Origin of the sequence: Nocardioides epinepheli, from assembly GCF_037936805.1 — a bacterium.
Classification (GTDB): domain Bacteria; phylum Actinomycetota; class Actinomycetes; order Propionibacteriales; family Nocardioidaceae; genus Nocardioides.
On sequence record NZ_JBBMMC010000005.1, the window covers coordinates 171,509 to 183,814 of the forward strand.

Annotated in this window: 11 protein-coding genes; 9 read left to right on the top strand and 2 right to left on the bottom strand. The window is 70.3% G+C overall.

From position 1 onward, the window contains the following. Window positions 1–20 precede the first annotated feature (20 nt). Window positions 21–1,001 (bottom strand): magnesium/cobalt transporter CorA, encoded by a 981-nt coding sequence (gene corA, locus WMR31_RS08905; RefSeq protein ID WP_340538442.1) that lies wholly within the window; start codon window positions 999–1,001, stop codon window positions 21–23. A gap of 32 nt (window positions 1,002–1,033) precedes the next feature. Between corA and WMR31_RS08910 the strand changes: the two genes are divergently transcribed. From WMR31_RS08910 to mshC, 4 genes are all read left to right on the top strand, one after another. Then, window positions 1,034–1,744: a histidine phosphatase family protein gene (locus WMR31_RS08910; RefSeq protein ID WP_340538443.1), complete on the top strand. Its 711-nt coding sequence runs from the start codon at window positions 1,034–1,036 to the stop codon at window positions 1,742–1,744. Between the two features lie 21 nt (window positions 1,745–1,765). Continuing rightward, window positions 1,766–2,344 (top strand): Rv2134c family protein, encoded by a 579-nt coding sequence (locus tag WMR31_RS08915; RefSeq protein WP_340538444.1) that lies wholly within the window; start codon window positions 1,766–1,768, stop codon window positions 2,342–2,344. Between the two features lie 6 nt (window positions 2,345–2,350). Continuing rightward, window positions 2,351–3,106 carry an Rv2133c family protein gene (locus WMR31_RS08920; protein WP_340538445.1) on the top strand — a complete coding sequence of 252 codons (756 nt, stop codon included), beginning with the start codon at window positions 2,351–2,353 and terminating at the stop codon, window positions 3,104–3,106. A gap of 222 nt (window positions 3,107–3,328) precedes the next feature. Further along, window positions 3,329–4,573 (top strand): cysteine--1-D-myo-inosityl 2-amino-2-deoxy-alpha-D-glucopyranoside ligase, encoded by a 1,245-nt coding sequence (gene mshC / locus WMR31_RS08925; protein WP_340538446.1) that lies wholly within the window; start codon window positions 3,329–3,331, stop codon window positions 4,571–4,573. Window positions 4,574–4,711: 138 nt separating this feature from the next. On the opposite strand, the gene WMR31_RS08930 is transcribed toward mshC, so the two are convergent. After that, complete coding sequence (locus WMR31_RS08930) at window positions 4,712–5,596, bottom strand: PAC2 family protein (RefSeq protein WP_340538447.1); 885 nt, start codon at window positions 5,594–5,596, stop codon at window positions 4,712–4,714. A 252-nt stretch (window positions 5,597–5,848) separates the two neighbouring features. Between WMR31_RS08930 and metH the strand changes: the two genes are divergently transcribed. From metH to WMR31_RS08955, 5 genes are all read left to right on the top strand, one after another. Continuing rightward, window positions 5,849–9,505: a methionine synthase gene (metH, locus tag WMR31_RS08935; protein WP_445321622.1), complete on the top strand. Its 3,657-nt coding sequence runs from the start codon at window positions 5,849–5,851 to the stop codon at window positions 9,503–9,505. Between the two features lie 124 nt (window positions 9,506–9,629). Further along, window positions 9,630–10,187, top strand: a complete 558-nt coding sequence (locus tag WMR31_RS08940) for a GTP-binding protein (RefSeq protein WP_340538449.1) — start codon at window positions 9,630–9,632, stop codon at window positions 10,185–10,187. A gap of 29 nt (window positions 10,188–10,216) precedes the next feature. Further along, window positions 10,217–10,762, top strand: a complete 546-nt coding sequence (locus tag WMR31_RS08945) for a roadblock/LC7 domain-containing protein (RefSeq protein ID WP_340538450.1) — start codon at window positions 10,217–10,219, stop codon at window positions 10,760–10,762. 169 nt (window positions 10,763–10,931) lie between these two features. Continuing rightward, window positions 10,932–11,303 (top strand): roadblock/LC7 domain-containing protein, encoded by a 372-nt coding sequence (locus WMR31_RS08950; protein ID WP_340538451.1) that lies wholly within the window; start codon window positions 10,932–10,934, stop codon window positions 11,301–11,303. A 131-nt stretch (window positions 11,304–11,434) separates the two neighbouring features. After that, window positions 11,435–12,091: an HAD family hydrolase gene (locus tag WMR31_RS08955; protein ID WP_340538452.1), complete on the top strand. Its 657-nt coding sequence runs from the start codon at window positions 11,435–11,437 to the stop codon at window positions 12,089–12,091. Window positions 12,092–12,306 lie beyond the last annotated feature (215 nt).

Genomic DNA, 12,306 nt, shown 5'->3' on the forward strand with positions numbered 1-12,306 from the left:
GGCCGGGCCTCAGCCTGGATTCAGAGCCAGCCGGAGCGCTTGAAGAACCAGATCAGCAGCCCGGCGCTGGCCACCATCAGCAGCAGCGCGTAGGGATAGCCGAGAGCCCACTCGAGCTCGGGCATGTGCTTGAAGTTCATCCCGTAGATCCCGGCGATGAGCGTGGGCACCACGACGATCGCCGCGCCGGCGGAGATCTTGCGCATGTCGTCGTTCTGCTGAACCGAGATCGAGGCCAGATGGGCATCGAAGGCGCTCGCGAGCAGCTGATCGAGGCTGTCGACGGACTCGGCGGCCTGCGCGAGGTGGTCGACGACGTCGCGGAAGAACGGCGCCGCGGCCTTGTCGATGCAAGGCACCTCGCCCGCGGCGAGCTGGCGCATCGGCTCGCGCAACGGCAGCACCGCGCGGCGGACCTCCGCGATCTCGCGTCGCAGGGTGTAGATGCGGGCGGAGTCGCGGGTGCGTTTGACCGAGAAGACCGACTCCTCGACCTCGTCGACGTCGTCCTGGAGCGCCGAGAGCACCTCGAGGTAGGAGTCGACCACGGTGTCGCAGACCGCGTAGACGACCGCCGCCGGGCCGTGCGTGAGGTGCTTGGTCGACCGCTCCAGCATCGACCGGGTCGCATGCAGCTCGGAGCCCTGGCCGTGCCGGACCGTGATCACGAAGTCCTCGCCGACGAAGACGTTGATCTCGCCGGTCTCGACCGCATCGAGCTCATCGACGTACCAGAGCGTCTTGAGCACCAGGAACACGTTGTCGTCGTAACGGTCGAGCTTGGGGCGCTGGTGGGCGACGAAGGCGTCCTCGACGGCGAGCTTGTGCAGGCCGAACGCCTTCGCGACGTCGCCGAGCTCGGTCGTGGTCGGCTCGTAGAGACCCACCCAGGCGAACCCGCCGGCCTTGTCGGCGGCCTTGCGCAGCGCGTCGAAGTCGTGGTCGGGCACATCGACGTCGAGACGGTTCCCGTCGCGATAGACCGCGCAGTCGATGATCACGACGCCACGGTAGTGGCACGTAGGGTCCAGGCATGGCAACGGTGATCCTCGCCCGACACGGACGCACGACGGCGAATGCGTCGGGAACGCTGGCCGGCCGGCTCCCCGGCGTCCGGCTCGACGACGTCGGCGTCGAGCAGGCCGCCCGTGCGGGGGAGCGGATCGCCGGCGTCCGGCTGAGCGGGCTCGTCAGCAGCCCCATGGAGCGGTGTCGGCAGACCGCGAAGGCCTTGCTCGCCGGCCGCGAGGACGCGCCACGCATCGCCACCGACAAGGGCATCGCCGAGTGCGACTACGGCGAGTGGCAGGGACGTCCGCTCAAGGAGCTGGCCAAGGAGCCGCTGTGGCGGGTGGTCCAGGCCAACCCCTCGGCGGCGGCCTTCCCGGGCGGGGAGTCCCTGGCCACGATGCAGAGCCGTGCGGTCGCGGCGATCCGGCGCCGCGACGCCGTCCTGGACGCCGAGGCCGGTCCGGACGCGGTGTGGGTGGCGGTGAGCCACGGCGACATCATCAAGTCGGTGCTCGCCGACGCCCTCGGCATGCACCTGGACCTGTTCCAGCGCATCCACGTCGACCCCGCGTCGTTGTCGGTGATCCACTACGGAGCAGATCGGCCGACCGTCCTGGCCACCAACACCCACAGCGGGGATCTGTCGTGGCTGAACCCGCCGACCCGCAAGCGACGGCGGCGCAAGAGGTCGTCCGACGCGGCCGTGGGAGGCGGGGCCGGGCCCGGCCTGTGAGGGCCGACTAGGCTGACTGCCATGCCGATCGTCCACGGTTTCGACCCGCCCGAGCGCTTCGTCGCCGGCACCGTCGGCGAGCCCGGAGCGCGCACGTTCTTCCTCCAGGCCCGCAGCGGCAGCCGGGTCACCTCGGTCGCCCTGGAGAAGCAGCAGGTCGCCGCGCTCGCGGAGCGGGTCGACGAGCTGCTCGACGAGGTGATGGCGACCTCGACCACCCACGTCGTCCCCGCGCTCGCCCCACTCGGCACCGAGGACACCGCTCCGCTCGAGCAGCCGATCGACGAGGAGTTCCGCGCCGGCACGATGACCCTGTCCTGGGACCCGGCCGACGAGCGGATCGTGATCGAGGTCTTCCCCTACAGCGAGGCCGCGGTGATCACTCCCGACCAGGTCGACGAGGACTTCGAGGAGCCGGAGCCGGACGAGATCTTCCTGGTCCGGCTCACCGCCGCGGCGGCACGCTCCTTCGTGCAACGCGCCGAGCAGGTTCTCGGCGCCGGGCGACCTACCTGCCCGTTCTGCGCGGAGCCGATCGACCCCGAGGGCCACCTCTGCGTGCGGGCCAACGGCTTCCGTCGGCGCGATCCGCAGGACTGAGCACCCGTGACGGCGTCGATGGCCGGCCTGGAGCTGCGCGGGCGGATCATGCCCGCCTCCAACGCGACCTTCCTCGGCGAGCTGGACGGGACCCGCGTCGTCTACAAGCCGGTGGCGGGGGAGCGACCGCTCTGGGACTTCCCCGACGGCACTCTGGCCGATCGTGAGGTCGCGGCCTACCTGGTCTCCGAGGCGATGGGCTGGGACGTCGTGCCGCCGACCTGGCTCGGAGAGGGACCGCACGGCCTCGGGATGATTCAGGAGTGGCGCGAGCCGGACCCCGCACAGGACGCGGTCACCCTGGTGCGCTCCGGTGCTGCTCTCGACGGCTACCTGCCCGTGTTCGAGGGTCTCGACGATCACGACCGCGAGGTCACCTTGATCCATGAGGACTCCGCGGCGCTGCGCCGGATGGCGGTCTTCGACATCCTGGTCAACAACGCCGACCGCAAGGGCGGTCACGTGCTGGAGATGACCGCCGGGCACCGCCACGGCGTCGACCACGGCCTCACCTTCCACCACGAGCCGAAGCTGCGCACGGTGCTGTGGGGTTGGCACGGCGAGCCGCTCGACGGCGAGCACGTCGACGGCGTCGAGCGGGTGCTCAAGGCGCTCACCGGCGACCTCGGCTCCGCGCTCGCCGACCACCTCACCGACCTGGAGATCGACGTCATGGCACGGCGGGGGAGACGACTGCTCGATCGCGGCGTCATGCCGACTCCGCGCGGCGAGTGGCCGGCCATCCCCTGGCCCCCGTTCTGAGCGACCGGCTCTGAGGGGCGGGCGCGGTCGGCCCGGGATTTCGCCCGTCCAGTTCATATTTCCCCGGTCGACCGGGGAAGTATGAACTTGACGGGCGATATATCGGCCTCCCAGTTCATAGATCCCCGGTCGACCGGGGAAATCCCGCCCCCGGCACCCCCCGCACCCGAACCCCGAGGACCGGCGCGGCACGACGCTCACGACGGTCACTACAGTTCGAGCATGCTTTCCTGGTCCGCTCCGCAGGTTCCCGGCCTCGCAATCGTCGCGCCACCGGTGCGGCTGCACGACACCGCCACCGGGGAGCGGATCGTGGTCGAGCCGGATGAGGGGCAGCCGGCACGCCTCTACGTCTGTGGCATCACGCCCTACGACGCCACGCACCTGGGACACGCGGCGACCTACGTCGGCTACGACCTGCTGAACCGGGCCTGGCGCAACGCGGGGCACGAGGTGACCTACGTCCAGAACGTCACCGACGTCGACGACCCGCTGCTCGAGCGCGCCGCGAAGGTGAAGATCGACTGGGTCGAACTCGCCGAGCGGGAGACCGAGCTCTTCCGCCAGGACATGCACGCCCTGAGGGTCCTCCCTCCGGCCGACTACATCGGCGCGGTCGAGTCGATCCCGCTGGTGGTCGAGATGATCCAGGATCTCGAGGCGGTCGGCGCGGTCTACCGGGTGGGTGAGGACGTCTACTACGACGTGACCGCCGACCCGGCGTTCGGCAAGGAGTCGGGCTATGACCGCGACACCATGCTCGAGCTGTTCGGCGAGCGCGGCGGCGATCCGGACACTCCCGGCAAGCGCGACCCGCTGGACCCGGTCGTCTGGCGCGGGGAGCGCGAGGGTGAGCCGTCGTGGCCGAGCCCCTTCGGGCCGGGGCGCCCGGGCTGGCACATCGAGTGCGCGGCCATCGCGCGCCGCTACCTCGGGGCGGCGTTCGACGTGCAGGCAGGCGGCAGCGACCTGATCTTCCCGCACCACGAGATGGGGGCCGGGCACGCGCAGGCGCTCACCCCGGGCACTCCGTTCGCCAAGGTGTACAGCCACTCCGGGATGGTCGGCTACGACGGCGAGAAGATGTCGAAGTCGCGCGGCAACCTGGTGTTCGTCTCGGCCCTGCGCAACAGCGACATCGACCCGATGGCGATCCGGCTGGCGCTGCTTCGCCACCACGTGCGCAGCGACTGGGAGTGGACCGACGACCAGCTCTTCGACGCCGTCGACAGCCTCGCCCAGTGGCGCAAGGCCGTGGCGCTCGGCGCCGGCGCGCCGGCCGAGCCGGTGGTCACCGAGGTCCTCGCCGCCCTGGCCGACGATCTCGACGCCCCGCGCGCCCTGGCCGCCGTCGATGCCTGGGTGGCCGCCACGCTCGGCACCGACGGCCTCGCCGACACCTCCGACCCCGACGCCGCCGTCTCGATCATCGCCGTCGTCGACTCCGCCCTCGGCGTGGCCCTCTGAGTCTCCACCGGCTCCGGGACGCGAGAGCGGGCTGGCTGCCATCGCCGGGATAGTTTGAGGCGTTATCAACCTCAGCGGGCGCGAAAAGGTTGATAACGCCTCAAACTATCCCCGAACCACCCGAAGATTGTCTGACAATCAGACGCCGGTCGGCCCGTTGGGACCCGGGTGGCCGGGGTGGTCGTCGCCGCGGCGCTTGAGGTAGCGCTCGAACTCCTCGGCGATCGCCTCGCCGGAGGCCTCGGGGAGGTCGGCGGTGTCGCGGGTCTCCTCCAGGGCGCGGACGTACTCGGCGATGTCGTCGTCCTCCTGGGCCAACTCGTCGACGCCGCGCTCCCAGGCCCGGGCGTCCTCGGGCAGGTCGTGCAGGGGGATCGAGGTCTGGAGCAGCTCCTCGATCCGGCCGATCAGCGCCAGGGTCGCCTTGGGGCACGGTGGCTGGGCCACGTAGTGGGGGACCGCCGCCCAGTACGACACGGCCGGGACGTCGTGGAGCACGCAGGTGTCCTGGACGACCCCGACGATGCCGGTCGGGCCCTCGTAGGTCGAGGGCTCCAGCTTGAGTCGGTCGACGAGGTCGGGCTCGGTGGCGTTGCCGCTCACCGGGATCGGCCGGGTGTGGGGTGTGTCGGCGAGCAGTGCGCCGAGGGTGACGACGAGCTCGGCGCCCAGCTCGCCGCAGGCGGCCAGCAGCTCGTGGCAGAACTGACGCCAGCGCATGCTCGGCTCGATGCCGCGGATCAAGATGACGTCGCGGCCCAGGTCGGGAGGCGAGGCGACCGCGATCCGGGTGGTCGGCCACGAGATCCGGCGGTGACCGTGCTCGTCGGTGCCGACCATGGGCCGGTTGACCTGGAAGTCGTAGAAGTCCTCGGGATCGATCGCGCCCACGGTCCGGGCGCCCCACACCTCCAGGAGGTGGTCGACGACGGCCGTCGCGGAGTCCGCGGCGTCGTTCCAACCCTCGAACGCCGCGATCACCACCGGGGCCACCAGGTCCGATGTCTTGTCGATCTCGATCACCCCGAAAGCCTATAAGGCCCCTAGGGGAGCGTCTCGGCGACGGGGACGGCGACGATTTCGCCCCGTCGCGCCGAGGTGCCAGCATTTGAGAACCGGGTCCATGACGCGGACACGCGGCCCATGCTCGTAGGTCCACCGCACAGCCGGACCCACCACAGGAGAGTTGGAAGAGCCTTGCCCGATCTGCGCCCCGATTCCACTGCAGAGCTGACCGCGCTGCTGCGCGAACGGATCGTGGTGCTCGACGGCGCCATGGGCACCGCCATCCAGCGCGACCGGCCCTCGGAGGCCGGCTACCGCGGCGAGCGCTTCGCCGACTGGCCCAGCGACCTGCAGGGCAACAACGACCTGCTCACCCTCACCCAGCCCGACATCATCGCCGGCATCCACCGCGAGTATCTCGACGCCGGCGCCGACGTCATCGAGACCAACACGTTCAACGCCAACCGGATCTCGCTGGGTGACTACGGCATGCAGGATCTCGCCTACGAGCTCAATCTCGAGGCCGCGCGGCTGGCTCGCCGGGTCGCCGACGAGGTTGCCGAGCGCACCGGCACCACCCGCTACGTCGGCGGTGCCCTGGGCCCCACGACCCGCACCGCGTCGATCAGCCCCGACGTCAACGACCCGGCCGCCCGCAACGTCACTTGGGACGACCTCGTCGCCGCCTACCTCGAGGCCGCCCGCGGTCTGGTCGACGGCGGCGCCGACCTGCTCGTGGTCGAGACCATCTTCGACACCCTCAACGCCAAGGCCGCGATCTTCGCGATCGAGACCCTCTTCGAGGAGCACGGGCGCCGATGGCCGGTGATCGTCTCCGGCACCATCACCGACGCCTCCGGTCGCACCCTGTCGGGCCAGGTCACCGAGGCGTTCTGGGACTCCATCCGTCACGCGCGGCCGATCGCGGTCGGGCTCAACTGCGCGCTGGGCGCCAAGGAGATGCGGCCCTACATCGCCGAGATGAGCCGGGTCGCCGACACCTTCGTCTCGTGCTATCCCAACGCCGGCCTCCCCAACGCCTTCGGCGAGTACGACGAGTCGCCCGAGGAGACCGCCGCGATGCTCGGCGAGTTCGCCGAGGCCGGCTTCTTGAACCTGGCCGGCGGCTGCTGCGGCACCACGCCGGACCACATCGCCGCGATCGCGGACGCCGTGTCGGGGCACGCCCCCCGCGAGCGCAGCGTCGTCGAGCCGGCCATGCGCCTGTCGGGCCTCGAGCCGTTCACCCTCGACGACGACAGCCTGTTCGTGAACGTCGGCGAGCGCACCAACATCACCGGGTCGGCCCGCTTCCGCAAGCTGATCAAGGACGGCGACTACGACACCGCGCTCTCGGTGGCGGCCCAGCAGGTCGACAACGGGGCGCAGGTCATCGACGTCAACATGGACGAGGGGATGATCGACGGCGTCGCCGCGATGGACCGGTTCACCCGGCTCATCGCCAGCGAGCCCGACATCAGCCGGGTCCCGGTGATGGTCGACTCCTCCAAGTGGGAGGTGATCGAGGCCGGCCTGAAGAACGTGCAGGGCAAGGCCATCGTCAACTCCATCTCGATGAAGGAGGGCGAGGACACCTTCCGCGAGCACGCCCGCCTGGTGCGCAAGTACGGCGCCGCCGCGGTCGTCATGGCCTTCGACGAGGACGGCCAGGCCGACTCCCTCGAGCGGCGGATCGCGATCTGCGAGCGGGCCTACCGGATCCTGGTCGACGAGGTGGGCTTCCCGCCCGAGGACATCATCTTCGACCCCAACGTGTTCGCGGTGGCCACCGGCATCGAGGAGCACGCCTCCTACGGGCGCGACTTCATCGAGGCCACCCGCTGGATCAAGCAGAACCTCCCCGGCGCCAAGGTCTCCGGCGGCATCTCGAACGTCAGCTTCTCCTTCCGCGGCAACAACCCGGTGCGCGAGGCGATCCACGCCGTCTTCCTGTTCCACGCGATCGAGGCCGGTCTCGACATGGGCATCGTCAACGCCGGGGCCCTCGTCGTCTACGACCAGGTCGAGCCCGAGCTGCGCGAGCGGATCGAGGACGTCGTCCTGAACCGACGCCCCGACGCCGCCGAGCGGCTGCTCGAGATCGCCGAGGCCCACAACCGGGTCAGTGACGCCGCCGAGGACGCCACCGAGGAGTGGCGCGAGCTGCCGGTCGCCGAGCGGATCACCCACGCCCTGGTGAAGGGGATCGACGCCCACGTCGAGGCCGACACCGAGGAGCTGCGCGCCGAGATCGCCGAGCGGGGAGGCCGCCCGATCGAGGTGATCGAGGGTCCGCTGATGGACGGCATGAACGTCGTCGGCGACCTCTTCGGCGCAGGGAAGATGTTCCTGCCGCAGGTGGTGAAGTCGGCGCGCGTCATGAAGCGCGCGGTCGCCTACCTGATCCCGTTCATCGAGCAGGAGAAGCGCGACAACCCCGAGCTCGCCGCCGCCAAGGACACCAACGGCACCATCGTGATGGCCACGGTCAAGGGCGACGTGCACGACATCGGCAAGAACATCGTCGGCGTCGTGCTCCAGTGCAACAACTACGAGGTGATCGACCTCGGTGTCATGGTGCCGCCGCAGAAGATCCTCGACACCGCCGCCGAGGTCGGCGCCGACATCATCGGCCTGTCCGGGCTCATCACCCCCTCGCTCGACGAGATGGTGCACGTGGCCTCGGAGATGCAGCGCCAGGGCTTCACGATCCCGTTGCTGGTCGGCGGCGCGACGACGTCGAGAGCGCACACCGCAGTGAAGGTCGACCAGCGCTACGACGGCCCGGTCGTCTGGGTCAAGGACGCCTCGCGCTCGGTGCCCACGGCCGCCGCACTGCTGCACGACGAGCGCCGGGCGGCCCTGATGGCCGACGTCAAGACCGACTACGACGCGTTGCGAACCCGGCACGCGGCCAAGGGCGACCGCAAGCTGGTCTCCTACGACGCCGCGCTGTCCGACGCCATCGCCGTCGACTGGACGTCGTACACCCCGCCGGCGCCCAAGCAGCCCGGCATCCACGTGCTCGACGGCTACGACCTCGCCGAGCTGCGCGACTACATCGACTGGCAGCCGTTCTTCAACGCCTGGGAGATGAAGGGGAAGTTCCCCGACATCCTGCACAGCCCCACCGCGGGCGAGGCGGCGCGCAAGCTCTACGACGACGCCCAGGAGATGCTCGACCGGGTCATCGAGGAGAAGTGGCTCACCGCCCGCGCCGTCTACGGCTTCCTGCCGGCCGCGGGCGACCCCGAGCATCCCGACGACACGCTGGTCTACACCGACGACGGGCGCGGCGAGGTGCGCGCGGTACTCCACCACCTGCGCCAGCAGGGCGAGCACCGTGAGGGCGTCCCGCACAAGTCGCTGGCCGACTTCGTCGCCCCGAGCGATGCCGGGCTGGCCGACCACATCGGCGCCTTCGCCGTCACCGCCGGGATCGGACTGCCCGAGCGCATCGCCGCTTTCAAGGAGGATCTCGACGACTACAGCGCGATCCTGCTCGAGTCGTTGGCGGACCGGCTCGCCGAGGCCTTCGCCGAGCGTCTCCACGAACGGGTCCGTACGGAGTTCTGGGGGCATGTTCCCGACGAGCACCTCACGAACGACGACCTGATCGCCGAGCGCTACGAGGGAATCCGTCCCGCACCCGGCTACCCGGCCTGCCCCGACCACACCGAGAAGCGCACGCTGTGGGAGCTTCTCGACGTCGAGGCGGCCACCGGCATCGAGCTCACCGAGTCGATGGCGATGTGGCCGGGCGCATCGGTGTCGGGCTGGTACTTCAGCCACCCCGACTCGCAGTACTTCGTGGTCGGCCGGCTCGGCCGCGACCAGGTCGAGGACTACGCCGCCCGCAAGGGCTGGACCCTCGCCGAGGCCGAGCGCTGGCTCTCCCCGAACCTCGGCTACGAGCCGGAGGACTAGGCGGCGCCGGGTTCGAACGTGTGACTTGTGCCAGCAGCCGGTTGTAGGGGATGCTCAGCGCCGACCGTCCCCGGGGGGAGCGACGGCGATAGGGGGATGATCAGCAGTGCGTGCCGTAATCGGAGTGACCCACCGGGGTCAGATCTCCTTCGTCGGTCCGTTCGGGGTGGGCAAGACCACCGCCGTGCGCGCCGTCTCGGACGCCGACGTCGTCGAGACCGAGGCCCGCAGCACCGCTGCGGTGCTGAAGACCGGCAAGCACACCAAGCCGAGCAGCACGGTCGGCCTCGAGTACGGCGAGTGGAAGTCGCCCAGCGGCGTCCGCCTCGCGGTGGTCGGCACGCCGGGGCAGGCCCGTTTCGACGAGGTGCGCCGGTCGGTGATGCCGCGGAGCACCGCCGTGGTGCTGTGGCTGTTCGGCCACCATGCCGAGGCCGTCCTCGACGCCGAGCTCTGGACCCAGTTCATCCTCGAAGAGGGAGTGCCGGCCCGCAAGCTGGCGGTGGCGGTGACCCGCCTCGAGCCCGGCGCCTCGCTGGAGCCGTTCGAGGCTGCGGTCCGCACCTACGGCGGCGACAAGGTCCCGGTGCTGGCGGCCGATCCGCGGGTCCGCGCGGACGTCGAGGCAGTGCTGATCGCCTCCACCCGCGGTGGCCGGTCGATCCCGGTGACCGCCTCATGAGCACCGCACCGGGGGAGTCCGCAGCAGACATGAGCAACTTGCAGGCCGTACCCGACGACGTCGACCCGACCCGGCCGCCCGGGCTGGACGAGCACGGCGACGTCCTGCAGAGCCAGGCCGCCGCCGTCAACGAGATGGACCCCGACATCGCCGACTACTGGGACCTGTGGTCGGCCCAGATCGGGCAGGCGGTCCTGCCGCAGCTCGAGGAGCTGAGCTCCCAGCTGAACGGCCTCACCTCGGCCATGGTGTGCACCTCCGACGGCTTCAACCTGTGCTCGATCGGACTCGACGAGCACCAGGTCGCGCGCCTCTCGGCCCTGGCGAGCTCGCTCTACTCGGTCTCCGGCGCCGCCTCGCACGTCGCCCAGGCTCCTGGAGCCCAGAACGGCATCCTCGACGTCGTCAGCCTGCACCAGGGTGCGAGCCAGACCGTCATCGTCTCCGTCTCGGGCCTCATCGTGGGGAACCTGCTGCTCTGGGTGACCGCGGAGGACGAGACGTTGGGAGTCATGCTCGTCGCGGCCAAGGCCTCGGCGCGAGAGTTGCACGCACTCCTGGCGGCCGATCCGTGAGCCGTCCCTCCGGCCGCGCCTTCCGCGGCTGATGGGCTGGCTCGCCCGCCTGCTCGGCCTGGAGGACGAGCGCCCCACGTTGGAAACCCCACTGGAAACCCTGTTGGATTCACCGTTGGAAACCCGGTCCCGGTCTGCGGACCGGGACCACTCACCAGAAGGACTCGACATGAACAACACCGACGCCTACTCCGCCGCGCTCGACGAGATCGCGTCCGGCGTCTCGGGCTTCATCGGCGCCTCCATCGTCGACCTCGACTCCGGCATGCCGCTGGCCTCGCGGACCACCCGGCCCGACTTCGACCTCGAGGTCGCCAGCGCCTACAACTCCGAGATGGTCAAGGCCAAGCTCAACACCATCAAGGTCCTCGGCATCCAGACCCACCTGGAGGACATGCTCCTCACCCTCGGCGACCAGCTGCACCTCATCAAGCTGATCGGTGGCGGCTCGGTGTTCGTCTACGTCGCCGCCGACCGCGGGCAGACCAACCTCGCGCTGCTGCGCCAGGTCGTTAACCGCACCACCGCCAAGCTCGACTGAGCCGCCGGCGCCGGGAATAGTCCCGGCCGTTTGCGCCCTGATTCGATCGATCGAGGGGCTCAAACGGCCGGGACTATCGCCTATCAGGCCAGGATGCGAGTCTCGACCGGGGACCATGGGACGATGCCGGAGTGGTGAGACCTGCGGCCGTGCTCTGGGACATGGACGGCACTCTCGTCGACACCGAGCCGTACTGGATCGAGACCGAGTTCGCCCTGGCCGAGCGCTTCGGCGGCCGGTGGAGCGACGAGCAGGCGCTCGACCTGGTCGGCCGCGACCTGTTGTCCTCGGGGGAGTACATCCGCGAGCACATGCCGCTGGACCTGCCCCCGGCCGAGATCGTCGAGCTGCTCCTCGACGGCGTCGTGGCCCGCCTCGACGAGAACGTGCCGTGGCGCCCGGGCGCGCGCGAGCTGCTGGCCGCGATCCGGGCCGCCGGGATCCCGTGCGCGCTGGTGACGATGTCGTACGAGCGGTTCGCCGCACCGATCCTGGCCCACCTCGCGCCCGGGTCGTTCCAGGTCGTCGTCACCGGTGACCAGGTCACCCGCGGCAAGCCGGACCCCGAGCCGTACCTCACCGCGGCGCGCCTGCTCGGCGTCGATCCGCGCGACTGCCTCGCGATCGAGGACTCCACCCCGGGTGCCACCTCCGCTGCCGCCGCCGGCTGCAGCGTGCTCGTCGTCCCGCACCACGTGCCGGTCCCGCCGGGGGACCGGAGGGTCTTCGCCGACTCTCTCACCGACGTCGACGCCTCCCGCCTCAGCGACTATCTCCTCCCCGTCTGAGCCGACCCGTCAGCCATAGCGGACGGGTCACCGTCCTGTTCACGCTGACCCGTCAGCTATAGCTGACGGGTCAGCGAGACTGGCGACCGACCACCTGTGGACAACCCGGGTGCTGGGGTGTCGGGGAGCGGGTTGGCCTCAGATGCTTCGGCCTGACCGGACCGGAGCCGGAGGAATCGTTGTCATATCGGGACCTGACCGGGCGCGTTCGGGCG